The organism is Burkholderia sp. Bp9142 (assembly GCF_003853415.1).
Taxonomy (GTDB): Bacteria; Pseudomonadota; Gammaproteobacteria; order Burkholderiales; family Burkholderiaceae; genus Burkholderia.
This window is the reverse complement of the sequence record NZ_QTPP01000006.1, coordinates 17,583-40,397: the sequence shown is the minus strand read 5'-3', so window position 1 is coordinate 40,397 and position 22,815 is coordinate 17,583. Positions and strand designations below refer to the sequence as shown.

Here is a 22,815-nt window from a genome sequence, read left to right as displayed (position 1 = left end):
GCCTAGCGCGGCAGCGGGTTTTCGTACATGTAGCGCCGCGACCACGGCAGCGTTTTCGCGCTGTGACCGGCCTTGCGGCACACGATCTGGAAGATCGACACGTCGTCGTGCTCGAACGCATACGCGCAACCGGCGAGGTACACGCGCCAGATGCGGAATTTTTCGTCGTCGACGAGCGCGCGCGCCTCATCCGCCTTCGCCTCGAAGTTCTCGGTCCAGATCTCGAGCGTGCGCGCATAGTGCCGCCGCAGGCTTTCGACGTCAATCGCCTCGAGCCCGCCGCGCTGCGCCGCTTCGAGTGCGAGACTGATGTGCGGCAGCTCGCCGTCCGGGAACACGTAGCGGTCGATGAATTCGCCGCCGCCGAGCGCCGTCTCGCCGCTTTCCGCGTCGGTCGACGTGATCCCGTGGTTCATCGCGACGCCGTCGTCGGTCAGCAGCTCACGTACGCGCGAGAAATAGAGCGGCAGGTTCTTGCGGCCGACGTGCTCGAACATCCCGACGCTCGTGATGCGGTCGAACTGGCCCTCGATCTCGCGGTAGTCCTGCAGGCGGATCTCGATCTTGTCCTCGAGCCCGGCGGCCTTCACGCGCGCGGTCGCGAGGTCGAACTGGTTCTGCGACAGCGTCACGCCCAGACACTGCGCGCCGAACTTCTGCGCGGCGCGCAGCACGAGCGCGCCCCAGCCGCAGCCGATGTCGAGCAGGCGCTGGCCGGGCTGAAGCTGGATCTTGGTCAGGATGTGGTCGATCTTCTTGATCTGCGCGGTCGCGAGATCCTCGTCGCCGTTCTCGAAGTACGCGCACGAGTACACCATGTTCTCGTCGAGCCAGAGCTGGTAGAACGCGTTCGAGACGTCGTAGTGATACTGGATCGCCTTCTTGTCGGTGCTCTTCGTGTGATTGAAGTAGCGCCTCACGCGCGCGAGCTTGCTCGCGCTGGTGACCGTGCTGCGCGCGAGCGAATAGCTGATGTTGATGATGTCCGACAGCCGGCCCTCGATGTCGATCTTGCCCTTCACGTACGCCTCGCCGAGATTGTCGAGGCTCGGTTCGAGCAGGAGCGGCAACGCGGACGCGCTGTTGACCTTCAACGTGACCTGCGGCGCGCTGAAGGTGCCGAAATCGAGTTGATCGCCGTTCCACAGCACGAGGCGCGCCGGTATGTTCGCTTTTGCCCGTACTTCGTCCGCCCACTGTGCCAGCTTCTTTTCCCAGAACATTTGGATTCTCCGTTTGTTCGTTGAATCGAATACAGCCAAGTATCTTGACCGGCGCCCGCCTCTCGCGAGGCGGGCGCCCGGATGCAACACGAGACACGACCGGCGTGCGCCGGCACCGCGGCAGCGGCGCTTACGGCGACAGGCGCGAGATCGTCCAGCCGGCCGCCGCCGCGGCGTCGCGCGTATAGAGCAGGCGGTCGTGCAGTCGCGACGGGCGGCCTTGCCAGAACTCGATCGCGTCGGGCACGACGCGATAGCCGCCCCACTGCGGCGGGCGCGGCGGGTTCTCGCCGTAGCGTTCGGCCACGGCCTTCTCGCGCGCTTCGAGCGTCGCGCGGCTGTCGATCACGGCGCTCTGCTCGGACGCCCACGCACCGATGCGCGAGCCGAGCGGGCGCGACGCGAAATAGCGGTCGCTTTCGTCGGCGCTGGTTTTCTCGATCCGGCCTTCGATGCGCACCTGGCGCTCGAGCTCGATCCAGTAGAACAGCAGCGCCGCGTGCGGATGGGCGGCGAGATCGCGGCCCTTGCGGCTTTCGTAATTGGTAAAGAAGACGAACCCGCGTTCGTCGACGGCCTTGATGAGCACGATTCGGGCCGACGGCCGGCCGTTATCGCCGACGGTGGCGAGCGTCATCGTGTTGGGCTCGGGGAGCTTGGCGGCGAGCGCCTCCTTGAACCAGCGATCGAACTGGGCGAAGGGGTCGGGGGCGGCGTCTGCTTCGTCGAGCGAAGCACGCGAATAATTGATGCGGAGATCGGCGAGAGTCGTCATGTTATGCAAACGCTTCAATCTGGGGCCAGTATAGCGAACGCGCGAGAATCGTGCGTGCACAGTGGCGCGTGTCGACGGGGAGTTCAGGCAAAATAGAGGGCTGCTCGACTTACGTTTTCCTTGCTGCCATGTCCGCTGCCGACACTGCCCCGCCCAGTTCCTCTGATCTTACCCCGACCCCGACAATCCGGCTTGACGTGGATCGCGAACGCCGCTTCGGCGGCATCGCGCGGCTGTACGGCGCCCCTGCGCTCGCCGCGTTCGAGGGTGCGCACGTTGCCGTGATCGGCATCGGCGGCGTCGGATCGTGGACGGCCGAGGCGCTCGCGCGCAGCGCGATCGGCACGCTGACGCTGATCGACCTCGACAACGTCGCGGAAAGCAATACGAACCGGCAGATCCACGCGCTCGACGGCAATTACGGCAAGCCGAAGGTCGACGCGATGGCCGAGCGGATCGCGCTGATCGATCCGGCGTGCCGCGTGAACCGGATCGAGGATTTCGCGGAGCCCGACAACTTCGACGCGCTGCTCGGCGGCGGCTTCGACTACGTGATCGACGCGATCGACAGCGTGCGCACGAAGGTCGCGCTGATCGCGTGGTGCGTCGCGAAAGGGCAGCCGCTCGTCACGGTCGGCGGCGCGGGCGGGCAGCTCGACCCGACGCGCATCCGGATCGACGATCTCGCGCTGACGATCCAGGATCCGCTGCTGTCGAAGGTGCGCGCGCAGCTGCGCAAGCAGCACGGTTTTCCGCGCGGGCCGAAGGCGCGCTTCAAGGTCAGCGCCGTGTATTCGGACGAGCCGCTGATCTATCCGGAAGCGGCCGCTTGCGACATCGAGGACGGCGCGGAGCCGTCCGCCGCCGCGCATGTCGCGGGGCTCAACTGTGCGGGGTTCGGTTCGAGCGTGTGCGTGACCGCGAGCTTCGGCTTCGCGGCCGCCGCGCATGCGCTGCGGGCGATCGCGGCGCGGGCCGCGGGCTGATCAGGGAACCGATCGACGCGCAGGGGAATGCTGCGGCGCGGCAAACCCGCCGCGCGCGACAGGGCGACTCGGCCGGGCCGTTGCGGCCCGGCCGGCCGTTGGTTCGTCAGTTGAGCGCCATGCTCAGCTTGCGCCGCCACGCGGCGACGAGCTCGGGGCGATCGCCCGCCAGCTCGAACACTGAAATCATCGTGCGGCGGCCGAGGTCGTCGCCATACGCGCGGTCGCGCAACACGATTTCCAGCAACTGCTCGAGCGCGCCTTCGTAGGCGCGTCGCGCGATCAGGCTCTGCGCGAGGTCGAAGCGTGCTTCGAGATCGGCCGGGTTCGCTGCGATGCGTGCTTCGAGCGCATCGGTCGGCGGCAGGTCGGCCGTCGCGTCGAGCGCATCGAAACGGGTCTTGATCGCCTGGTAGCGCGGATCGGCGCCCTGCACGATCTGCGGCGCCAGGCGCTCGGCCTCGGTGCGCGCGGCATCCACCTGGTTGTTCGCGAGCAGCAGTTCGATCAGGTCGAGCCGTGCGTCGTCGAAACCGGGGTTCAGCGCGAGCGCCGCCTCGAGGTGGGTGAGCGCATCGTCGTAGCGCGACTCGGCGATCGCGTATTGTGCGGCGCGGCGTTCGGCTTCGTCGGGCGCCGGCAGCAGCCGGTCGAGAAACGCCCGCAACTGGCCTTCCGGCAGTACGCCGATGAACTGGTCGACCGGGCGCCCGTCGGCAAACGCGATCACGTGCGGGATGCTGCGCGTCTGGAAGTGCGCGGCGAGCTCCTGGTTCTCGTCGACGTTCACCTTCACGAGCTTCCAGCGGCCTTCGTAATCGGCTTCGAGCTTCTCGAGCAGCGGGCCGAGCGTCTTGCAGGGGCCGCACCACGGCGCCCAGAAGTCGACCAGCACGGGCGTGTCCAGCGACGCCTCGATGACGTCTTTCTCGAAAGTGGCAAGCGTGGTGTCCATGTCGTTCTCTTCCGTTCGAATGTCGTCAGGATGGGGGCGGCGCGCCCGTTTTTCAACGCGGCTTCGATTCGGGCAGCGCAATCCACTCGGTTTCGCCGGGCACCTTGCCCATTGCCTGGTTCGTCCATGCTGCTTTCGCGCGCTCGATCGCGTCGCGGCTGCTGGCGACGAAATTCCATTCGATGAAGCGCTCGCCGTCGATCTTGTCGCCGCCCAGCAGCATCGCGCGTGCGCCGTTGCCGCTCGCGAGCGTGACGGTTGCACCCGGCGCGAGTACGGCCATCTGCGCGGCCGGCACCGGCGTGCCGTCGATCGTCAGGTCGCCGTCGACCACGTAGACCGCGCGCTCCTCGTGCGACGCGTCGAGTTCGAGGCGGCCGCCGGCCGCGAATTGCGCGGCGACGTACAGCGTGCGCGAGAACGTCGTGACCGGCGAGCGCAGGCCGAACGCGTCGCCGGCGATCACGGTCAGCGACACGCCGTCTTCGTGGCGCGTGGGCAGCGTATCGGCCGCATGGTGCTCGAACGACGGCTCGGTGGTCTCGTGGGCGACGGGCAGCGCGACCCAGGTCTGGATCCCGTGCACCGTATGGCCGCTCGCGCGCTGCGCGTCGGGCGTGCGCTCCGAATGGACGATGCCGCGGCCGGCCGTCATCCAGTTCACGTCGCCCGGCACGATCTCCTGCAGCGAACCGAGGCTGTCGCGATGCAGGATCGCGCCGTCGAACAGGTAGGTGACGGTGGCGAGCCCGATATGCGGGTGCGGGCGCACGTCGAGCCCGGTGCCGGCCGGCAGCGTCGCGGGCCCCATGTGATCGAAGAAGATGAACGGGCCGACGAGGCGCGCGGCGAGCGCGGGCAGCGTGCGGCGCACCTGCAGGTTGCCGATGTCGCGGACGTGCGGCTTCAGCAGGGCTTTGATCGGATCGCTCATGGCGGACCTCGTGGGGAGCGGCTGGAATGCCGGTCATTGTACTGGCGGCGCGGCGGCGACGCGCGTGACGGACCTGACGAACGCGCCGGCCGGCGGTATCGGCGCCGGCGGGTACGCGCGATGCTGCTTTCCTGCCGACGCGTGCCGACGCGTGCCGACGCGCGGCCGCGCAGGCCGCCGATTCCATGCGCGCCTCGCGGGTATCGGGCCGCGTGGCGAAACCCGGTAGACTGACCGGCTTCAGAACATCCATCCGACAATCGAGGAGACGCCGATGATGGCCCCGAAGGACTTGCTGCTCGCGCTGGTCGTGATCCTGGCGTGGGGCGTGAACTTCGTCGTGATCAAGGTCGGCCTGCACGGCATGCCGCCGATGCTGCTCGGCGCGCTGCGCTTCACGCTTGCGGCGGTGCCCGCGGTGTTCTTCGTGCGCCGGCCGCGGATTCCGTGGCGCATGCTGATCCTGTACGGCGCGACGATCCAGCTCGGCCAGTTCGTGTTCCTGTTCACCGGCATGTACGTCGGCATGCCGGCCGGCCTTGCGTCGCTCGTGCTGCAGTCGCAGGCGTTCTTCACGCTGGTGTTCGCGATGCTGTTCCTCGGCGAGCGGCTGCGCGTGCAGAACCTGGCCGGGCTCGCGATCGCCGCGGCCGGGCTCGTCGTGATCGCGGCGCAGGGCGGCCGCGCGATGACGCTCGCGGGCTTCCTGCTGACCATCTGCTCGGCCGCGATGTGGGCGTTCGGCAACATCGTCACGAAGAAGGTCGGTCGTGCGGACCTCGTGTCGCTCGTCGTGTGGGCGAGCCTCGTGCCGCCCGTGCCGTTCTTCCTGCTGTCGCTGTGGTTCGAGGGGCCGCAGCGGATCGGGGCCGCGCTCTCGGGGCTGGACGGCGCGTCGATCTTCGCGGTCGTCTATCTCGCGTTCGTCGCGACGCTCGTCGGCTACGGCCTGTGGAGCCGCCTGATGTCGCGCTATCCGGCCGCGCAGGTCGCGCAGTTCTCGCTGCTGGTGCCGATCGTCGGGCTCGCGTCGTCGGCGCTGCTGCTCGACGAGCATCTGACCCAGGCGCAACTGATCGGCGCCGCGCTCGTGATGGGCGGGCTCGCGGTGAACGTGTTCGGCGGGAAGCTGGTGCGCCGCTTCGCGGCGTCGTGACGCGCCGGCACGCGGTGCGTGCCGGCGGCGGGGAAGGGGCGGCCGTGCTTCAGGCCATCCGGCTCTTCGCGAGCGGCGGATTCGCGGCGAAGTAACGCTTGATGCCGCGGAAGATCGCGTCGGCCATCTGGTCGCGATAGCTTTCGTCGTTGAGCCGGCTTTCCTCTTCCGGGTTGCTGATGAACGCGGTCTCGACGAGGATCGACGGAATGTCCGGCGCCTTCAGCACCGCGAACCCGGCCTGCTCGACCGAGCCCTTGTGCAGCTTGTTGATGCCGCCGACTTCCTTCAGCACATAATTGCCGTAGCGCAGCGAATCGCGGATCTGCGCGGTCGTCGACATGTCGAACAGCGCGCGGCTGACTGCCGCGTCCTGCGTCTTGATGTTGATGCCGCCGATCAGGTCCGACGAGTTCTCCTTGTTCGCGAGCCAGCGCGCCGCGGCGCTCGACGCACCGTGGTCGGACAGCGCGAATACCGACGAGCCGCGCGCGGACGGCGTCGTGAACGCATCCGCGTGGATCGACACGAACAGGTCGGCGCCGACGCGGCGCGCCTTCTGCACGCGCACGTTCAGCGGCACGAAGAAGTCGGCGTCGCGCGTCATCATCGCGCGCATGTTCGGCGCGCCGTCGATCTTCGCGCGCAGCTTCTTCGCGATGTCGAGCGCGATGTGCTTCTCGTACGTGCCGCCGCCGCCGATCGCGCCCGGATCCTCGCCGCCGTGGCCTGGATCGATCGCGACCGTCAGGAGCCGCACGGTCCCGCCCTTGCCGGATTTCGGCGCGGTGAATTTGTAGGTGTCGCCGTCGTCCTCGCTGTCGTCGCGGCGCGCGATGACGGGCGGCGGCTTGACGGCCGGCTTCGCGGGCGCGGAAGGCGTCGTGGTGCCCGGTGGCGTGCGCGGCGTGGCCGGCGTGTTCTGCGCGAAGCGCTGGAAGAACGCATCGCTGTTGTCGCCCGCGGCGGGCGGCGGCGTGGCCGGGCCCGCGAGCGCGGTCGGCGGTTGCATCTGTTGCGCGCGCGCGGTGTCGTTGAGCGCCTGTTCCTTGCGTTCGGTCTGCGCGATCAGGTCGGTCAGCGGATCGGGCGCGACGGCCGGATACAGGTCGAACACGAGCCGGTACTTGTAGGTGCCGACCGGCGGCAGCGTGAACACCTGCGGCTTCACCGAGCCTTTCAGGTCGAACACCATCCGCACGACGTGCGGCTGGTACTGGCCGACGCGCACCGACTGGATCTGCGGATCGTTCGGCGCGATCTTCGACACGAGGTCGCGCAGCGCCTGGTCGAGATCGAGCCCGTTCAGGTCGACGACGAGCCGGTCGGGACCCTGCAACAGCTGTTGGCTATTCTGCAGCGGCTGGTCGGATTCGATCGTGACGCGCGTGTAATCGCGCGCGGGCCAGACGCGCACGCCGAGCACCGACGACGCGTGCGCGAGCCGCGGCACGGCGAGACCGAGCACCAGCGTCGACGCACCCGCGCGCAGGATCTGGCGGCGGCGCCAGTTGTGCGTCGCGGTGGCCGCCGATTCGATCGAGCGGAACGGTTTGATCAACATCTTTCGAGACATGCCTTTCCTGAAGCGCTGTACGCCCGCACGGTGAGGGCGCGGCCGTCGCCATCCACGTCGAGCGAGAAAACCAGATCGGGCACGCCGAGCAGGGTGCCCGCCTGTTGCGGCCATTCGACGAGACAGATCGCGCTGGAATTGAAATATTCGCGAAAGCCTGCGTCGGACCATTCGGCCGGATCGTTGAATCGATACAGATCGAAGTGATAGACCTCAAGTTCCCCGTCATCGCGTGCGAACGCATAAGGTTCGACGAGCGTGTAGGTCGGGCTGCGCACGCGTCCCGGGTGGCCGAGGCCGCGCAGGATCGCGCGCACGACGGTCGTCTTGCCCGCGCCGAGGTCGCCGATCAGCTGGATCTGCAGTCCGTCGAACGCGTGCGCGCGGGCGAGTTCGGTGCGTGCCGCGTCGAGCGCGTGCGCGAAGCGGGTGCCGAAGGCCTCGGTCGCCGCTTCGTCGGCGAGTGCGATCACGCGCTCCGCGAGCGGGGCAGGCAGCGTGTCGGCATGAGGCGTATGAGGCGTGGCTGGCATTCTCGTAAAATAGTGCGATGAACCGATTACCGGAACTCGCCGCATCCGACAGGCCTTCGACTCGTGCCGAAGGCGCGGCGCCGTGCGCGCTCGATGATGCGACGTTGACTGCGCTCGCCGCGCGCATCAGGGCGTGGGGGCGCGAATTGGGTTTCGGGGCGATCGGCATCAGCGATACCGATCTCTCGGATGCCGAAGCAGGCCTCGCCGCCTGGCTGGAAGCCGGGTGCCACGGCGAAATGGATTATATGGCGAAACACGGGACGAAACGCGCGCGGCCGGCCGAACTTGTGGCCGGTACGCGACGCGTGATCTCCGCGCGGCTCGCCTATCTGCCGGCCGAAACGCTCGCCGCCGACGCGCCCGATGCGTCATCCGGCGCACGCGTGCCGCACGACTGGCGCGCCCGCGAGCGCGCGCGCCTCGACGATCCGCAGGCCGCCGTCGTGTCGATCTACGCACGCGGCCGCGACTATCACAAGGTGCTGCGCAACCGGCTGCAGACGCTCGCGGAGCGCATCGAGCGCGAGATCGGCGCATTCGGGTACCGCGTGTTCACCGATTCGGCGCCGGTGCTCGAGGTCGAGCTCGCGCAGAAGGCCGGTGTCGGCTGGCGCGGCAAGCACACGTTGCTGCTGCAGCGCGACGCGGGTTCGCTGTTCTTCCTCGGCGAGATCTACGTCGACATTCCGCTGCCGACCGACGCGCAAACGGCGCCCGACATCGCGCCCGAGACACCCGGCGCGCACTGCGGCAGCTGCACGCGCTGCATCGCCGCATGCCCGACCGGCGCGATCGTCGAGCCGTACCGCGTCGACGCGCGCCGCTGCATCTCGTACCTGACGATCGAACTGAAAGGCAGCATTCCGGAGCCGCTGCGCCCGCTGATCGGCAACCGCGTGTACGGCTGCGACGACTGCCAGCTCGTGTGTCCGTGGAACAAGTTCGCGCAGGCCGCGCCCGTCGCCGATTTCGACGTGCGGCACGGGCTCGACCGCGCGACGCTCGTCGAGCTGTTCCGCTGGGACGCGGACGCGTTCGACACGCGGATGCAGGGCAGCGCGATCCGGCGCATCGGTTACGAAAGCTGGCTGCGCAATCTCGCGGTCGGGCTCGGCAATGCGTTGCGCGCGCCGGCCGACCGGCTCGCGCCCGATGCGCGCGACGCGATCGTCGCCGCGTTGCGCGCGCGGGCCGACGATCCGTCGCCGGTCGTGCGCGAGCATGTCGAATGGGCGCTGCGTGCCGCATGATCACGGCGTAAAGTGTCGTCGGCGTGCGGCGGCGCCGCGCGTTTCACGGTGAGGAGAAGCTCATGTTCAACGCAGTCATCGACGCACCGTTCGGCAAGGTCGGCATCCGTACCGATGCCGTGGTGGTGCGCGAGATCGTCTATCTGCCCGAGTCGATCGAGCCGGTCGAGCCGGACTCGCCGCTCGCGAAGCGCGTGGTCGAGCAGATCGAACGTTATTTCGAGCGCGCGTCGGCGCGCTTCGACCTGCCGCTCGCCGACGTCGGCAGCGCATTCCAGCATCGCGTGTGGAACGTGATCAGCGACATTCCGCCGGGCACGGTGCTGACCTACGGGCAGGTCGCGAAGCGGATCGGCAGCGCGCCGCGCGCGGTCGGCCAGGCGTGCGGCGCGAACTATTTCCCGCTCGTGATCCCGTGCCATCGCGTCGTCGCGGCGGGCGGCCTCGGCGGCTTCGCGAACCACGACGACGACGGCTATTACCAGAAAGTGAAGCGCTGGCTGCTGGCGCATGAAGGCGTGCCGTACTGATGAGTGAACCGCTGCTTTCCCCCGACTCCGCGTCCGGCGCCGATGGCGACGCGGCCGCCGCATCGCCCGCGCTGCTCGCGAGCCGCGCATCGATCGACGTGTTCTGCGATGGGCTGTGGCTCGAGCACGGGCTCGCGCGCAACACGCTCGATGCATACCGGCGCGATCTGGTGCTGTTTTCGCAATGGCTGGCCGCGACGCACGACGTGCCGCTCGACTCGGCCGACGAAGCGATGGTGACCGGCTATATCGCCGCGCGCAGCGACGGCAAGGCGACGTCGTCGAACCGGCGGCTGTCGGTGTTCCGTCGCTATTACGGCTGGGCCGTGCGCGAGCATCACGCGAGCACGGACCCGACGCTGCGGATCACGTCGGCGAAGCAGGCCGCGCGCTTTCCGTCGACCCTGTCCGAGGCACAGGTCGAGGCGCTGCTCGGCGCACCCGACATCGGCACGCCGCTCGGCCTGCGCGATCGCACGATGCTGGAGCTGATGTACGCGAGCGGGCTGCGCGTGAGCGAGCTCGTCACGCTGAAGACCGTCGAGGTCGGGCTCAACGAGGGCGTCGTGCGCGTGATGGGCAAGGGCTCGAAGGAGCGGCTCGTGCCGTTCGGCGAGGTCGCGCACGGCTGGATCGAGCGCTACCTGCGCGACGCGCGGCCGGCGCTGCTCGGCGCACGCGCGGCCGACGCGCTGTTCGTGACCGCGCGCGGCGACGGGATGACGCGCCAGCAGTTCTGGAACATCATCAAGCGCCACGCGCAGCAGGCCGACGTGCGCGCGCACCTGTCGCCGCATACGCTGCGGCACGCGTTCGCGACACACCTGCTGAACCACGGCGCCGACCTGCGCGTCGTGCAGCTGCTGCTCGGCCACAGCGACATCTCGACCACGCAGATCTACACGCACGTCGCGCGCGAGCGGCTGAAGACGCTGCATGCGCAGCACCATCCGCGCGGTTAGCGCGGCGCGTGCGCCGGCCCGCGTGCGCGATGCGGCCGGCGCCGCGCGTCACGCGAGTTCGCGCAGCTTGTGCTTCAGCACCTTGCCCGTCGACGCGGCGGGCAGCGCATCGAGCACGCGGATGCGCGCAGGGCGCTTGTAGGGCGCGAGCCGTTGCGCGCACCATGCCTGCAGCGCGGCCTCGGTCGCGGTCGCGCTCGGCACCAGTTCGACGAACGCGAGCACTTCCTCGTTGCCCTCGATCGCGCGGCCGACGACGGCTGCCTGCACGACGTCCGGGTGTGCGTTCAGCACCTGTTCGACCTCGACCGGATACACGTTGAAGCCCGAGCGGATGATCAGCTCCTTGCTGCGGCCCGCGATCGTCACCGAGCCGTCTCCTTCCTGGCGCGCGAGATCGCCGGTGCCGAGCCAGCCGTCCGGCGAAACGGCCGCGCGCGTCGCCTCCGCGTTGCGGTAGTAGCCGAGCATCACGTTCGGCCCGCGCACGCGGATTTCGCCCACTTCGCCCTGCGGCACGTCGGTGCCGTCCGGTGCGACGATCCGCATCTCGACGCCCGGGATCGGCACGCCGACCGAGCAGTCGGTACGCGGTGCGTCGAGCGGCGTCTGCGTGATCGTCGGGCTGCTCTCGGTCATCCCGTAGCCATTGTGGAGCGGCACGCCGTACACACGCTCGACGCGCGCCTTCAGGTCGGCGTCGAGCGGCGAGCCGCCCGAATACGCGAAGCGCAGCCGCGGCGCGTGCCACGCGTGCGCATGCGTGTGCAGGTGCTCGAGCAGCTTCGCGTGCATCGCGGGCACGCCCTGGAAGATCGTCACGCCTTCGTCGGCGAGCGCGACGCGCACGGCCTCCGGCGAGAAGCGCGGTGCGAGCCGCAGCGTCGCGCCCGCGTACAGGCTGCCGAGGCAGACCGACGCGAGCCCGTACACGTGCGACACGGGCAGCACCGTATAGACGACGTCATCGGGCGACACGCGGCGCAGCGCGCTCGATGTCGCCGCGATGAACAGCAGGTTGCGATGCGACAGCATCACGCCTTTCGGCGTGCCGGTCGTGCCGGTCGTGTAGATCAGCGCCGCGCATTGCGCGGCGCCGTCGGCCGCCACCGGTTCGCCGGGCGCGCTCGTGTCGATGCGGTACGACCATGCGCCGATGTCGACCGGCAGCGCGTCGGCCGGCGTCGCGTCGTAGCGTGCCGCGTGCGTGCGCGCGTCGGGCGACGCTTCCGTCGCGAACGCGATCAGCTTCGGGCGCGCGTGCGCGGCGATTGCATCGAGCTCGCCGGCCGACAGCCGCGCGTTCGACACGAGCGCCCATGCGTCGACACGCGCGACCGCGAACAGCAGCACGATCTGCGCGACGCTGTTCTCCGCGACGATCATCACGCGATCGCCGCCGCGCACGCCAAGGCGCGCGAGCCGCCCGGCGGCGGCATCGACGGCCTGCGACAGCTCGCCGTACGACAGGCGGCGCGCGTCCTCGATCAGCGCCGGATGCGCGCGCGCGCGTGCGGCCCAGCGGGCGGGCACGTCGGCGATGCGGCCGGGCAGCGCGGCGAGCAGTGCCGCGACGTCGAGCGGCGCGGATGAGCGGACAGGCGAGGTCATGGCGTCTCCAGAAAAAGGGCCGGGCGGCGGCGCGGCGAGTTTTGCGAACGATCGTGCCATGATGGCGGGCGCGCCACAATCGGCCAATCGGGCAATAGCGCTTCGCGATGTCCGCAATGATGATGGCGCGCTGCGGCGACGGGCGCGCTCGCCCCGGACAAAAGGGCCGCGAGTATACCGCCGGCGCGCGGCGCACCGGCGCGAACACGGGATGCCGCGATTGTGCGATGGCGGCCGCCCGCCGGTCGTTCGCCATTAAAATGCCGCCATGAGCAAATCCAGACACGTGTCCGAGACACCCGCGACCCAGCTGCTGCGCCGCCACGGCGTCGCGTTTGGCGAGCATCCGTACGATTACGTCGAGCACGGCGGCACCGGCGAGTCGGCGCGCCAGCTCGGCGTCGACGAACACAGCGTCGTGAAGACGCTCGTGATGGAGGACGAGCATGCGAAGCCTCTGATCGTGCTGATGCACGGCGACCGCACGGTGTCGACCAAGAACCTCGCGCGGCAGATCGGCGCGAAGCGCGTCGAGCCGTGCAAGCCCGACGTCGCGAACCGCCACTCCGGCTATCTGGTCGGCGGCACGTCGCCGTTCGGCACGCGCAAGACGATGCCCGTGTACGTCGAGTCCACCATCCTCGAATTGCCGACGATCTACCTGAACGGCGGCCGCCGCGGCTATCTCGTCAGCCTCGCGCCGGCGGTGCTCGCGACGCTGCTCGGCGCGACGCCCGTGCAGTGCGCGAGCGTCGACTGAGGGTTTCACCCTCGTGGCAGGCCGTGCTCGTTCGGTAGAATGGGCGCCGCTTCGGCCGGGCGCGCCCGGCCGTCCCTTCACCGATACGTTGAAAGAAGAGTTCTCCGCATGCAGATCCTGCTCGCCGCACTAGTTGCCTACCTGATCGGTTCGGTGTCGTTCGCCGTCGTCGTCAGCGCCGCGATGGGCCTGGCCGATCCCCGTTCGTACGGGTCGAAGAATCCCGGCGCGACCAACGTGCTGCGCAGCGGCAACAAGAAGGCCGCGATCATGACGCTCGTCGGCGACGCGTTCAAGGGCTGGCTTGCCGTGTGGCTCGCGCGGCACTTCGGGCTGTCCGACGTCGCCGTCGCGTGGGTCGCGATCGCCGTGTTCCTCGGCCACCTGTATCCGGTGTTCTTCCGCTTCCAGGGCGGCAAGGGCGTTGCCACCGCGGCCGGCGTGCTGCTCGCCGTGCACCCGGTGCTCGGCCTCGCGACCGCGCTGACCTGGCTGATCGTCGCGTTCTTCTTCCGCTATTCGTCGCTCGCGGCGCTGGTGGCGGCCGTGTTCGCACCGGTGTTCGACGTGTTCCTGTTCGGCACGGGCCACAACCCGGTCGCATGGGCCGTGCTCGCGATGAGCGTGCTGCTCGTGTGGCGTCACCGCGGCAACATCTCGAAGCTGCTGAAGGGGCAGGAAAGCCGGATCGGCGACAAGAAGAAGGCAGCGTCCGACGGCGGTGCGCAGAACGGCGGGAAGGTCTGAGGAAGGCGTTGCTGCTGTTGCCGCCCGCCGGGGCAACCCGCATGCGGGGCCCGGCGGTGCGGCGTGACCGGTCGACGGCGTCGATCAGTCGCGGAAGTTGTTGAAGTCGAGCGGGGTGTCGGTCACGTCCTTGCGCAGCATCGCGATCACGCTTTGCAGGTCGTCGCGCTTCGTGCCGGCCACGCGCACCGCGTCGCCCTGGATGCTCGCCTGCACCTTGATCTTGCTGTCTTTCACGAGCCTGACGATCTTCTTCGCGAGGTCGCCCGTCACGCCTTTCTTCACGGTGACGATCTGCTTGACCTTGTCGCCGCCGATCTTCTCGACCTTGCCGTAGTCGAGGAAGCGCACGTCGACGTTGCGCTTCGCGAGCTTGTTGATCAGCACGTCCTTGACCTGGCCGAGCTTGAAATCGTCGTCGGCGAACAGCGTCAGCTCGCGCTCCTTCTGCTCGACACGCGCGTCGGAGCCCTTGAAGTCGAAGCGCGTCGAAATTTCCTTGTTCGACTGCTCGATGGCGTTCTTCACTTCGATCATGTTCGCTTCGGAAACGACGTCGAACGATGGCATGGCATTCTCCCTTGAGATGCAAGCGCCCGGCTCGCGCGCGGGCACTCGCTATAATTGCGGACTGTTTGCCATTTTACCGATGCCCCTCCGTTTGCCCAAGGCCGGCCGTGCGCCCGCCCGGCGGACGTGACCGCGAATGCCGATGCCTCCTGACGATTCCGCCCTGTCGCTGCTCCCCGACCATCCGCTCGCCGCGCACAACACGTTCGGCATCGGCGCGACCGCGCGCTTTGCCGCCCGCATCACGCATGCGGCGCAGTTCGCGGCGCTGCATCGCGACCCGCGCGTCGCGCATCTGCCGCAGCTCGTGCTCGGCGGCGGCAGCAACGTCGTGTTCACGCGCGATTTCGACGGCGTCGTGCTGCTCGACGAGATCGCCGGCCGCCGCGTCGTGCGCGAGGACGACGACGCGTGGTACGTCGAGGCCGGCGGCGGCGAGACCTGGCATGCGTTCGTCGCGTGGACGCTCGAGCACGGGATGCCGGGCCTCGAAAACCTGGCACTGATTCCGGGCACCGTCGGCGCCGCACCGATCCAGAACATCGGCGCGTACGGCCTCGAGATGAAGACGTATTTCGAGTCGCTGGTCGCCGTCGAACTCGCGACGGGACGTAGCGAGCGCTTCGACGCCGCGCGCTGCGCGTTCGGCTATCGCGACAGTTTCTTCAAGCGGGACGGGCGCGGGCGCTTCGCGATCGTCGCGGTGACGTTCCGGCTGCCCAAGCGCTGGACGCCGCGGCTCGGCTACGCGGACGTCACGCGCGAGCTCGACGCGCGCGGCATCGCCCCCGACTTCGCGACGCCGCGCGACGTGTTCGACGCGGTCGTCGTGATCCGCCGCGCGAAGCTGCCCGATCCGCTGGCGCTCGGCAACGCCGGCAGTTTCTTCAAGAATCCGGTGATCGACGCCGCGCAGTTCGATGCGCTGCGCGCGCGCGCGCCGGACGTCGTGTCGTATCCGCAGCCGGACGGGCAGGTGAAGCTCGCGGCCGGCTGGCTGATCGACCGCTGCGGCTGGAAAGGGCGCGCGCTCGGCGCGGCGGCCGTGCACGACCGGCAGGCGCTCGTGCTGGTGAATCGCGGCGGCGCGACGGGTGCCGACGTGCTCGCGCTGGCGCGCGCGATCCAGGACGACGTGTTCGCGAAATTTGGCGTCGAGCTGGAGCCCGAGCCGGTTTGCCTGTGAGCCGGGCCACGACGCCCGCGTAACGGAACCACGCCGGTTGTTGCCGATTCCACACGGCAAACCGTCCCTTTTTCTAGAGGCGCGCTGTCGTGTCCCGCATCGCGCCCGCACCCCGCACCGCTCGGCGGCGGCGATGCGTGCGTCGTTCCGTTCCGCCGCCCGTCCATCCACGCCGTTGCGTCCCCCGGCCGCCACACCCGTCATCCCCTTGACTCTCATTTAACCTTGAAGTTAAATGAGATCATGCATTCCACATCCGATCCCCTGTCTGCGGTGTTTGCTGCGCTGGCCGACCCTACCCGGCGCGCGATCCTGGTGCGGCTGGCCGAGGGCGCGGCGCCCGTCAGCGAGCTGGCCCGGCCGTTCGACATGTCCGCGCCGGCGATTTCGAAGCACCTTCGCGTGCTGTCGGAGGCGGGGCTGATCGAGAGGGAAGTCAATGCGCGCTGGCGAATCTGCCGGTTGCGCGCGGACGGGATGCGCGATGCGCATGGATGGCTCGAAGCCTATCGGCAATATTGGGAAGAGAGCCTCGATCGACTGACGGCGTTCGTCGAATCGTGCGCGGGCGGCACGGCCGGCGACGACGCCCCACCTCGGCGGGAGAAGTCATGAGTCAGGCAGCGACGTTTCATCTCGAATTGAACCGGTTCATCCGCGCACCGCGCGAACGTGTTTTCGACGCGTTCACGAACGAATCCGCGCTGGCGACCTGGCATTGTCCGCGCGGGATGAGCGTGATCGAAGCGAGCGCCGACGCGCGGGTCGGCGGCACGTACCGCATCGTGATGGGCGGGCGCGACGGTTCGCGCCACATCGCGGGCGGCGAATACCAGAAGGTCGATCGCGTCGACTTTCTGGCGTACACATGGGCGTGGGAGGCCGGGTCGATGCCGGCCGACCTGAAGACGCTGATCGAGGTCACGTTCACCGACAAGGACGGCGGCACGCATCTGCACATGCGTCACAGCGGCTTTCCGGGCGAGGCCGAGCGCGATTCGCACATGGGCGGTTGGCAATCGGTGTTCAACCGGCTCAGCGATCTGCTGGACCCGGAAGGCAGCGCGGGTACCGTCGTCGTGATCGGCGATCCGCGCAGCAGCTATTGCAGGACCGTGCGCATGGCGCTCGCGGAAAAGGGCGTCTCGTACACGTTGCAGCCGCTGCCGCCGCATTCGCCGGACGTGCTCGCGCACAACCCGTTCGGACGCATCCCGGCATTCTGCGACGGTCCGATCGAGTTCTACGAAACGCGTGCGATCCTCGGCTATATCGACGAAGCGTTCGACGGCCCGGGCCTGCTGGCCCAGTGGGGCGCCACCGCGCATGCGCGCGGCGAGCAGTGGATCAGTCTGATCAACTGCCACGCGTACGACGCGATGGTGCGCCGCTACGTGCTGCAATACATCTTCCCGAAAGGCGAGAACGGCCAGCCCGATCGCGCGGTGATCGACGCGGCGCTGCCTGAAATCGACAAGCATCTGCAGGTGTTCGACGCGGCGTACGGCGGTCGCGATTACCTGGTCGGCAGCGAGGTGTCGATGGCGGATCTGTTCCTGGCGCCGATCCTGGCTTACGTGGGCATGTTCCCCGAAGGGGCGGAATTGCTGCGGAAATACCCGAACGTCACGCGTGCGCAGGCGGTGATGCGCGAGCGGCCAAGCTTCGCCGCGACGCAGCCGACGCCGGGCTGACGGGGGCATCGGCATGCGCGCGCATGCCGCGCGGGTGGCGGGAAAATAAAAAGCGCCGGGCTGTGCCGGCGCTTATCGCTTGCGACGAGGCCGCGCGCGTCAGTGCTTCAGCCGGCCGAGCAGCAGGAACTCCATCAGCGCCTTCTGCACGTGCAGGCGGTTTTCCGCCTCGTCCCACACGACGCTTTGCGGGCCGTCGATCACGCCGGCCGTCACTTCCTCGCCGCGGTGCGCGGGCAGGCAGTGCATGAAGAGCGCGTCCGGGTTCGCGTGGCCCATCATTTCCTCGTCGACGCACCAGTCGGCAAACGCCTGCATGCGCGCTTCGTTCTCGGCTTCGAAGCCCATGCTCGTCCACACGTCGGTCGTCACGAGATCGGCGCCCTTGCACGCTTCGTTCGGGTCGTCGAACACCTCGTAGAACGGCGCGCTGTCCGGCGACACGAGCTTCATGTCGAGCGCATAGCCGGGCGGCGTCGACAGGCGTAGCTTGAAGCCGAGAATCTGCGCGGCTTCGATCCACGTGTACAGCATGTTGTTCGCATCGCCGACCCACGCGACCGTCTTGCCGGCGATCGGGCCGCGGTGCTCGTAGTACGTGAAGATGTCGGCGAGCACCTGGCACGGGTGGTATTCGTTGGTCAGGCCGTTGATCACCGGCACGCGGGAGTTCTGCGCGAAGCGCGTGATCACGTCCTGCTCGAACGTGCGGATCATGATGATGTCGACCATCCGCGAGATGACCTGCGCGGAATCCTCGACCGGCTCGCCGCGGCCGAGCTGCGTGTCGCGCGTGCTCATGAACACCGCATGGCCGCCGAGCTGGAAGATGCCGGCTTCGAACGACAGCCGCGTGCGCGTCGAGCTCTTCTCGAAGATCATCGCGAGCGTGCGGTCGTGCAGCGGGTGATAGGTCTCGTAGTTCTTGAACTTGCGCTTCAGGATACCCGTGCGTTCGAGCACGTACTCGTAGTCTTCCAGCGAGAAATCCTTGAACTGCAGGTAGTGACGAATGGTTTTGGCGGTCATGAAACGAGATACGGCGGGTTTCACCCGGCCGCGGGGCCGGACGGCGCCGCCGTCGGGTGTGGATAACTCAAAGCAGCATAAAGGATTTTCTGTGCTTTGACGAGCCGCGAAGAAAAGCGGGGAGCGCTTGGGGCGGGCGACGGAGCGTGTCGGGAGAGGGGGGCGGCACGACGCGCGATGGCGCGCTGCGGTATAATTCAAAAGTTTTCTCCAGCCCGGCAGGCAAGGCTTTTCGCGCTCTGCCGGACACAAGCCGTGCGCTGCACAAATCCGGTGCGGCGCGCCGGCGGCACGCATCGACGGCCTGTTTTCGGGATATCGAAGCGCGTGTGCAGCCGTCCACTCCAGCTTTGTGTTCGCATATCCAGGCGCCGTCGCCTGGATATCGCCGGGCCGTCACTTGGGTAACCACATGGCTGAAACCCCTCCGACCGAATTCTTCATCCAGGGCATCACGAAAGACGGGAAAAAGTTTCGCCCGAGCGACTGGTCGGAGCGTCTGGCCGGCGTGATGGCCTGCTTCGGGCCGGGTGCGAGCGGGCCGAATGCGCGCCTGAAATATTCGCTGTACGTGCGCCCGACGATGCTCGGTGACCTGAAATGCGTGATCCTCGATTCCCGGCTGCGCGACATCGAGCCGATGGCGTTCGATTTCGTGCTGAACTTCGCGAAGGACAACAACCTTGTCGTCACCGAGGCGTGCGAGCTGCCGGACTACAACGAGAAGAAATGAGTTCGACGGACGAGGGTGCATGCCGCGCCCACGTCCGGCAGTCGTCCGGCGCGATGCGCGGACGACGCGCAACAAAAAAGCCCGCCTAGGCGGGCTTTTTTGCGATCGCAGGAAACAGGAGCGCCCGCCGAGGCGGGCGCCCTCGCCGGTCGCACCGGATTTACGCTGCTGCCTGCAGACCCTTGACGGCTGCGGCGAGGCGGCTCTTGCTGCGAGCGGCCTTGTTCTTGTGAACGATCTTCTTGTCGGCGATCGTGTCGATCGTCTTCACGGCAGCCTTGAACAGCTCGGCAGCCTTAGCCTGGTCGCCGGCTTCAACAGCCTTGCGAACCGACTTGATCGCGGTACGGAATTTCGAGCGCAGCGCCGAGTTGTGCGAATTTGCCTTCGCGGCTTGGCGGGCGCGCTTGCGTGCTTGTGCGGAGTTAGCCATGACGGTTCCTTATCCTGTCCTGTTTCCAGAGCTTGGAGCCTGACGGCCAAGCGCTGCTTTTCGATCCGTCCCCTGAGAACGATTGCCCAGGGGCGCATAAAAAACGGTGATTTTAACCGAGGCCGAGACATGAAAACGACAGGCGCCGTGCATGTAACAGGCTCAGAAACCGGCGATTATAGCAACAAAATCAAGCGCGTGGCAAGTTCAACGTGACATCGGCCGGATGGGGCGCCGGCGACGCGCGCGCTTTTCCGGATCCGTCCGTGCCGGGACACGCAACGTCCGTATAATAAGCGCCCCATGAATCTATTCCGAGCCCTGCTGACGGTCAGCGGCTTCACGCTGCTGTCGCGCGTGACCGGACTGGCCCGCGAGACGCTGATCGCCCGTGCGTTCGGCGCCAGTCAATACACCGACGCGTTCTACGTCGCTTTCCGTATTCCGAACCTGCTGCGCCGCCTGTCCGCCGAAGGCGCGTTCTCGCAGGCGTTCGTGCCGATCCTGGCCGAGTTCAAGAACCAGCAGGGGCACGATGCGACCAAGGCGCTCGTCGATGCGATGTCGACCGTGCTCGCGTGGGCGCTCGCCGTGCTGTCGGTCCTCGGGATCGTCGGCGCGTCGTGGGTCGTGTTCGCGGTCGCGTCCGGCCTGCGCACCGACGGGCAGGCGTTCCCGCTCGCGGTCACGATGACGCAGATCATGTTCCCGTACATCGTGTTCATCTCGCTGACGACGCTCGCGTCCGGCGTGCTCAACACCTACAAGAGCTTCTCGCTGCCGGCGTTCGCGCCGGTCCTGCTCAACGTCGCGTTCATCGCCGCGGCCGTGTTCGTCGCGCCGCACCTGAAGGTGCCGGTGTTCGCGCTCGCGTGGGCCGTGATCGTGGGCGGCGTGCTGCAGTTCGTCGTGCAGTTGCCGGGCCTGAAGAAAATCGACATGGTGCCGCTGATCGGCCTCAACCCGGTGCGCGCGCTGCGTCACCGCGGCGTGAAGCGCGTGCTCGCAAAGATGGTGCCCGCGACGTTCGCGGTGTCGGTCGCGCAGCTGTCGCTGATCATCAACACCAACATCGCGTCGCGGCTCGGGCAGGGCGCGGTGTCGTGGATCAACTACGCCGACCGCCTGATGGAATTCCCGACCGCGCTGCTCGGCGTCGCGCTCGGCACGATCCTGCTGCCGAGCCTGTCGAAGGCGCACGTCGACGCCGATACGCAGGAGTATTCGGCGCTGCTCGACTGGGGGCTGCGCGTCACGTTCCTGCTCGCGGCGCCGAGCGCGCTCGCGCTGTTCTTCTTCGCGACGCCGCTCACCGCGACGCTGTTCAACTACGGCAGGTTCGACGCGCATACCGTCACGATGGTCGCCCGCGCGCTCGCGACCTACGGGATCGGTCTCGTCGGCATCATCCTGATCAAGATCCTCGCGCCGGGCTTCTATGCGAAGCAGGACATCAAGACGCCGGTGAAGATCGCGATCGGCGTGCTCGTCGTCACGCAGATCTCGAACTACGTGTTCGTGCCGCTGATCGGTCATGCGGGCCTCACGCTGAGCATCGGCGTCGGCGCGTGCCTGAACTCGCTGCTGCTGTTCCTCGGGCTGCGCAAGCGCGGCATCTACCAGCCGTCGCCGGGCTGGCTGCGCTTCTTCGTGCAGTTGATCGGCGCGGCGCTCGTGCTCGCGGGCCTGATGCACTGGTTCGCGATCAGCTTCGACTGGACCGGCATGCGTGCGCAGCCGCTCGATCGCATTGCGCTGATGGCCGCGTGCCTCGTGCTGTTCGCTGCACTATATTTCGGTATGTTGTGGGTAATGGGCTTCAAATACGCTTACTTCAGAAGGCGCGCCAAGTGACGACCGCAATGACCCGCGTCCTCGACTACTTCAGCACGCTCGTGGCGGACGACGACAGTCTGCCCGTCACGGAAACCGCGCTGTCGCTCGCACAGGACGCGTATCCCGACCTCGACCTGCAGGGCACGCTGGCCGAAATCGACATGCTGGCCGCGCGGCTGAGCCGCCGGCTCGCCGACGATGCGGACCTGAAGGACCGCGTCGCCGCGCTGAACGAGTTCTTCTTCCGCGAACTCGGCTTCGCGTGCAATCACAACGATTACTACGACCCCGACAACAGCCACCTGAATGCGGTGCTGAAGCGGCGGCGCGGGATTCCGATCTCGCTGTCGGTGCTGTACCTCGAGCTCGCCGAGCAGATCGGCGTGCCGGCGCGCGGCGTGTCGTTCCCCGGCCACTTCCTGCTGCGCGTGACACTGCCGGACGGCGACCTGATCATCGATCCGACCAACGGCCATTCGCTGTCCGAAGCCGAGATGGTCGAGATGCTCGAGCCGTACGTCGCGCGCGCGGCGGGCGCGGTCGACAGTGCGTTGCGCGCGCTGCTGCAGCCCGCCACGAGCCGCGAGATCATCGCGCGGATGCTGCGCAACCTGAAGACGATCTATCTGCAGACGGAACGCTGGCAGCGGCTGCTCGCGGTGCAGCAGCGGCTCGTGATCCTGTTGCCCGAACAGCTCGACGAGGTGCGCGACCGCGGCTTCGCGTATGCGCGGCTCGATTACCTGCGTCCCGCGCTCGAGGATCTCGAGCAGTATCTCGGCGAGCGGCCCGATGCAGAGGATGCGACCGTCGTCGAATCGCAGGTGACGGAATTGCGGCAGCGGATGCAGCGCGACGGCGAGGACTGAGCCGCTTGCGGGCGGCATTGCCGGTGGGCAAGCCCGCCGTCCGGCGCCTCGAATGAAAAACGCCCGCGGGCGTTTTTCGTTTGCAGTTGTTTGCACTTATTTCGGCTGCATCCGGATCGCGCCGTCGAGGCGAATCACTTCGCCGTTGAGCATCGGGGTTCTCGACTATCTGGCGCACCAGCAGCACGTATTCGTCCGGTTTGCCGAGCCGCGGCGGGAAGGGCACCATCGCATCGAGCACGACCTTGCCGCCTGCCTGCGCGAGCATGCGGGCCGTTCCGGCGCCGAGGCCCGATGCGCCGCCCGTGATCGGAAAGACGTTGCCGGCCGCGAATCTCCATCACGGTCTCCTTGGCTGGGTCCGATGCCGGTCGATCGGAGCAAAGCCGGGGCGTCTGCGTTCGATCGATTGTATGGGGCGCCGGCGAGGCCGGCACGGCCGTGCGGATCCTGGTCAGACGAAA

23 protein-coding genes and 1 pseudogene are annotated in these 22,815 nt (G+C 67.9%); 13 read left to right on the top strand and 11 right to left on the bottom strand.

Translation table 11 applies throughout. The features are described 5' to 3' along the window. Positions 1 to 2: 2 nt before the first annotated feature. Together DIE22_RS08795 and pdxH are read right to left on the bottom strand one after the other, a co-directional pair. A complete protein-coding gene (locus tag DIE22_RS08795) occupies positions 3 to 1,223 on the bottom strand; it encodes an SAM-dependent methyltransferase (RefSeq protein WP_124499786.1) in 1,221 nt (406 codons plus the stop codon). Positions 1,224 to 1,353: 130 nt separating this feature from the next. Then, positions 1,354 to 1,998, bottom strand: coding sequence for a pyridoxamine 5'-phosphate oxidase (pdxH, locus tag DIE22_RS08790; RefSeq protein WP_124499787.1), 645 nt, complete (start codon positions 1,996 to 1,998; stop codon positions 1,354 to 1,356). Positions 1,999 to 2,126: 128 nt separating this feature from the next. Here pdxH and tcdA point away from each other — a divergent pair, with 128 nt between their 5' ends. Further along, the gene (gene tcdA, locus DIE22_RS08785; RefSeq protein WP_124499788.1) at positions 2,127 to 2,984 is read left to right on the top strand and encodes a tRNA cyclic N6-threonylcarbamoyladenosine(37) synthase TcdA; all 858 of its coding nucleotides are present in this window, start codon (positions 2,127 to 2,129) and stop codon (positions 2,982 to 2,984) included. Between the two features lie 106 nt (positions 2,985 to 3,090). Here tcdA and trxA read toward each other — a convergent pair whose 3' ends face one another. After that, complete coding sequence (gene trxA, locus DIE22_RS08780) at positions 3,091 to 3,939, bottom strand: thioredoxin (RefSeq protein WP_124499789.1); 849 nt, start codon at positions 3,937 to 3,939, stop codon at positions 3,091 to 3,093. 52 nt (positions 3,940 to 3,991) lie between these two features. Then, positions 3,992 to 4,873 carry a pirin family protein gene (locus DIE22_RS08775; RefSeq protein WP_124499790.1) on the bottom strand — a complete coding sequence of 294 codons (882 nt, stop codon included), beginning with the start codon at positions 4,871 to 4,873 and terminating at the stop codon, positions 3,992 to 3,994. Between the two features lie 277 nt (positions 4,874 to 5,150). On the opposite strand from DIE22_RS08775, the gene DIE22_RS08770 reads away from it, so the two are divergent. Beyond that, positions 5,151 to 6,029, top strand: coding sequence for an EamA family transporter (locus DIE22_RS08770; RefSeq protein WP_185640583.1), 879 nt, complete (start codon positions 5,151 to 5,153; stop codon positions 6,027 to 6,029). Between the two features lie 49 nt (positions 6,030 to 6,078). On the opposite strand, the gene DIE22_RS08765 is transcribed toward DIE22_RS08770, so the two are convergent. Together DIE22_RS08765 and tsaE are read right to left on the bottom strand one after the other, a co-directional pair. Then, positions 6,079 to 7,605: an N-acetylmuramoyl-L-alanine amidase gene (locus DIE22_RS08765; protein WP_124499792.1), complete on the bottom strand. Its 1,527-nt coding sequence runs from the start codon at positions 7,603 to 7,605 to the stop codon at positions 6,079 to 6,081. Next, complete coding sequence (gene tsaE, locus DIE22_RS08760) at positions 7,587 to 8,138, bottom strand: tRNA (adenosine(37)-N6)-threonylcarbamoyltransferase complex ATPase subunit type 1 TsaE (RefSeq protein WP_124499793.1); 552 nt, start codon at positions 8,136 to 8,138, stop codon at positions 7,587 to 7,589. The genes DIE22_RS08765 and tsaE overlap by 19 nt, the downstream gene beginning before the upstream one ends. A gap of 17 nt (positions 8,139 to 8,155) precedes the next feature. Between tsaE and queG the strand changes: the two genes are divergently transcribed. From queG to xerD, 3 genes are all read left to right on the top strand, one after another. Further along, entirely contained in the window at positions 8,156 to 9,391 is a 1,236-nt protein-coding gene (gene queG / locus DIE22_RS08755; RefSeq protein WP_124499794.1) for a tRNA epoxyqueuosine(34) reductase QueG, read from the top strand. A 62-nt stretch (positions 9,392 to 9,453) separates the two neighbouring features. Beyond that, entirely contained in the window at positions 9,454 to 9,921 is a 468-nt protein-coding gene (locus DIE22_RS08750; RefSeq protein WP_124499795.1) for a methylated-DNA--[protein]-cysteine S-methyltransferase, read from the top strand. Continuing rightward, a complete protein-coding gene (gene xerD / locus DIE22_RS08745; protein WP_124499796.1) occupies positions 9,921 to 10,883 on the top strand; it encodes a site-specific tyrosine recombinase XerD in 963 nt (320 codons plus the stop codon). The genes DIE22_RS08750 and xerD overlap by 1 nt, the downstream gene beginning before the upstream one ends. 48 nt (positions 10,884 to 10,931) lie before the next feature. Here the strand turns inward: xerD and DIE22_RS08740 are convergent, their stop codons facing one another. After that, a complete protein-coding gene (locus tag DIE22_RS08740; protein ID WP_124604887.1) occupies positions 10,932 to 12,494 on the bottom strand; it encodes a class I adenylate-forming enzyme family protein in 1,563 nt (520 codons plus the stop codon). A 268-nt stretch (positions 12,495 to 12,762) separates the two neighbouring features. Here DIE22_RS08740 and ybaK point away from each other — a divergent pair, with 268 nt between their 5' ends. Further along, positions 12,763 to 13,254 carry a Cys-tRNA(Pro) deacylase gene (gene ybaK / locus DIE22_RS08735; RefSeq protein ID WP_124499798.1) on the top strand — a complete coding sequence of 164 codons (492 nt, stop codon included), beginning with the start codon at positions 12,763 to 12,765 and terminating at the stop codon, positions 13,252 to 13,254. A gap of 108 nt (positions 13,255 to 13,362) precedes the next feature. Then, a complete protein-coding gene (gene plsY / locus DIE22_RS08730) occupies positions 13,363 to 14,001 on the top strand; it encodes a glycerol-3-phosphate 1-O-acyltransferase PlsY (RefSeq protein ID WP_124604886.1) in 639 nt (212 codons plus the stop codon). 84 nt (positions 14,002 to 14,085) lie between these two features. Here plsY and DIE22_RS08725 read toward each other — a convergent pair whose 3' ends face one another. Next, on the bottom strand, positions 14,086 to 14,571 hold the full coding sequence (locus DIE22_RS08725) for a YajQ family cyclic di-GMP-binding protein (RefSeq protein WP_006762345.1): 486 nt from the start codon (positions 14,569 to 14,571) through the stop codon (positions 14,086 to 14,088). A gap of 136 nt (positions 14,572 to 14,707) precedes the next feature. Between DIE22_RS08725 and murB the strand changes: the two genes are divergently transcribed. The 3 genes from murB to DIE22_RS08710 all read left to right on the top strand — a co-directional run bounded on the left by murB (position 14,708) and on the right by DIE22_RS08710 (position 17,451). Next, positions 14,708 to 15,757 carry a UDP-N-acetylmuramate dehydrogenase gene (murB, locus tag DIE22_RS08720; protein WP_124604885.1) on the top strand — a complete coding sequence of 350 codons (1,050 nt, stop codon included), beginning with the start codon at positions 14,708 to 14,710 and terminating at the stop codon, positions 15,755 to 15,757. Between the two features lie 243 nt (positions 15,758 to 16,000). Beyond that, a complete protein-coding gene (locus tag DIE22_RS08715) occupies positions 16,001 to 16,372 on the top strand; it encodes a helix-turn-helix transcriptional regulator (protein WP_124499801.1) in 372 nt (123 codons plus the stop codon). Continuing rightward, the gene (locus DIE22_RS08710) at positions 16,369 to 17,451 is read left to right on the top strand and encodes an SRPBCC domain-containing protein (RefSeq protein WP_124604884.1); all 1,083 of its coding nucleotides are present in this window, start codon (positions 16,369 to 16,371) and stop codon (positions 17,449 to 17,451) included. The genes DIE22_RS08715 and DIE22_RS08710 overlap by 4 nt, the downstream gene beginning before the upstream one ends. 99 nt (positions 17,452 to 17,550) lie before the next feature. On the opposite strand, the gene argF is transcribed toward DIE22_RS08710, so the two are convergent. After that, positions 17,551 to 18,480: an ornithine carbamoyltransferase gene (argF, locus tag DIE22_RS08705; RefSeq protein ID WP_057926108.1), complete on the bottom strand. Its 930-nt coding sequence runs from the start codon at positions 18,478 to 18,480 to the stop codon at positions 17,551 to 17,553. Positions 18,481 to 18,892: 412 nt separating this feature from the next. On the opposite strand from argF, the gene DIE22_RS08695 reads away from it, so the two are divergent. Next, positions 18,893 to 19,213: a DUF3579 domain-containing protein gene (locus DIE22_RS08695; protein WP_006762342.1), complete on the top strand. Its 321-nt coding sequence runs from the start codon at positions 18,893 to 18,895 to the stop codon at positions 19,211 to 19,213. A 160-nt stretch (positions 19,214 to 19,373) separates the two neighbouring features. On the opposite strand, the gene rpsT is transcribed toward DIE22_RS08695, so the two are convergent. After that, positions 19,374 to 19,646, bottom strand: a complete 273-nt coding sequence (gene rpsT, locus DIE22_RS08690; RefSeq protein WP_006482211.1) for a 30S ribosomal protein S20 — start codon at positions 19,644 to 19,646, stop codon at positions 19,374 to 19,376. A gap of 303 nt (positions 19,647 to 19,949) precedes the next feature. Here rpsT and murJ point away from each other — a divergent pair, with 303 nt between their 5' ends. Together murJ and DIE22_RS08680 are read left to right on the top strand one after the other, a co-directional pair. Further along, positions 19,950 to 21,500 carry a murein biosynthesis integral membrane protein MurJ gene (gene murJ, locus DIE22_RS08685; RefSeq protein ID WP_124604883.1) on the top strand — a complete coding sequence of 517 codons (1,551 nt, stop codon included), beginning with the start codon at positions 19,950 to 19,952 and terminating at the stop codon, positions 21,498 to 21,500. Between the two features lie 8 nt (positions 21,501 to 21,508). Beyond that, the gene (locus DIE22_RS08680; RefSeq protein WP_124499804.1) at positions 21,509 to 22,351 is read left to right on the top strand and encodes a SirB1 family protein; all 843 of its coding nucleotides are present in this window, start codon (positions 21,509 to 21,511) and stop codon (positions 22,349 to 22,351) included. A 96-nt stretch (positions 22,352 to 22,447) separates the two neighbouring features. Here DIE22_RS08680 and DIE22_RS08675 read toward each other — a convergent pair. Then, a pseudogene (locus DIE22_RS08675) lies at positions 22,448 to 22,589 on the bottom strand (3-hydroxyacyl-CoA dehydrogenase); the annotation flags it as partial. Positions 22,590 to 22,815: the final 226 nt, after the last annotated feature.

Bases quoted from the DNA above. Each gene is read 5' to 3' on its own strand.
- DIE22_RS08795 (WP_124499786.1), bottom strand. From the start codon at position 1,223: ATGTTCTGGGAAAAGAAGCTGGCACAGTGGGCGGACGAAGTACGGGCA.
- pdxH (WP_124499787.1), bottom strand. From the start codon at position 1,998: ATGACGACTCTCGCCGATCTCCGCATCAATTATTCGCGTGCTTCGCTC.
- tcdA (WP_124499788.1), top strand. From the start codon at position 2,127: ATGTCCGCTGCCGACACTGCCCCGCCCAGTTCCTCTGATCTTACCCCG.
- trxA (WP_124499789.1), bottom strand. From the start codon at position 3,939: ATGGACACCACGCTTGCCACTTTCGAGAAAGACGTCATCGAGGCGTCG.
- DIE22_RS08775 (WP_124499790.1), bottom strand. From the start codon at position 4,873: ATGAGCGATCCGATCAAAGCCCTGCTGAAGCCGCACGTCCGCGACATC.
- DIE22_RS08770 (WP_185640583.1), top strand. From the start codon at position 5,151: ATGGCCCCGAAGGACTTGCTGCTCGCGCTGGTCGTGATCCTGGCGTGG.
- DIE22_RS08765 (WP_124499792.1), bottom strand. From the start codon at position 7,605: ATGTCTCGAAAGATGTTGATCAAACCGTTCCGCTCGATCGAATCGGCG.
- tsaE (WP_124499793.1), bottom strand. From the start codon at position 8,138: ATGCCAGCCACGCCTCATACGCCTCATGCCGACACGCTGCCTGCCCCG.
- queG (WP_124499794.1), top strand. From the start codon at position 8,156: ATGAACCGATTACCGGAACTCGCCGCATCCGACAGGCCTTCGACTCGT.
- DIE22_RS08750 (WP_124499795.1), top strand. From the start codon at position 9,454: ATGTTCAACGCAGTCATCGACGCACCGTTCGGCAAGGTCGGCATCCGT.
- xerD (WP_124499796.1), top strand. From the start codon at position 9,921: ATGAGTGAACCGCTGCTTTCCCCCGACTCCGCGTCCGGCGCCGATGGC.
- DIE22_RS08740 (WP_124604887.1), bottom strand. From the start codon at position 12,494: ATGACCTCGCCTGTCCGCTCATCCGCGCCGCTCGACGTCGCGGCACTG.
- ybaK (WP_124499798.1), top strand. From the start codon at position 12,763: ATGAGCAAATCCAGACACGTGTCCGAGACACCCGCGACCCAGCTGCTG.
- plsY (WP_124604886.1), top strand. From the start codon at position 13,363: ATGCAGATCCTGCTCGCCGCACTAGTTGCCTACCTGATCGGTTCGGTG.
- DIE22_RS08725 (WP_006762345.1), bottom strand. From the start codon at position 14,571: ATGCCATCGTTCGACGTCGTTTCCGAAGCGAACATGATCGAAGTGAAG.
- murB (WP_124604885.1), top strand. From the start codon at position 14,708: ATGCCGATGCCTCCTGACGATTCCGCCCTGTCGCTGCTCCCCGACCAT.
- DIE22_RS08715 (WP_124499801.1), top strand. From the start codon at position 16,001: ATGCATTCCACATCCGATCCCCTGTCTGCGGTGTTTGCTGCGCTGGCC.
- DIE22_RS08710 (WP_124604884.1), top strand. From the start codon at position 16,369: ATGAGTCAGGCAGCGACGTTTCATCTCGAATTGAACCGGTTCATCCGC.
- argF (WP_057926108.1), bottom strand. From the start codon at position 18,480: ATGACCGCCAAAACCATTCGTCACTACCTGCAGTTCAAGGATTTCTCG.
- DIE22_RS08695 (WP_006762342.1), top strand. From the start codon at position 18,893: ATGGCTGAAACCCCTCCGACCGAATTCTTCATCCAGGGCATCACGAAA.
- rpsT (WP_006482211.1), bottom strand. From the start codon at position 19,646: ATGGCTAACTCCGCACAAGCACGCAAGCGCGCCCGCCAAGCCGCGAAG.
- murJ (WP_124604883.1), top strand. From the start codon at position 19,950: ATGAATCTATTCCGAGCCCTGCTGACGGTCAGCGGCTTCACGCTGCTG.
- DIE22_RS08680 (WP_124499804.1), top strand. From the start codon at position 21,509: ATGACCCGCGTCCTCGACTACTTCAGCACGCTCGTGGCGGACGACGAC.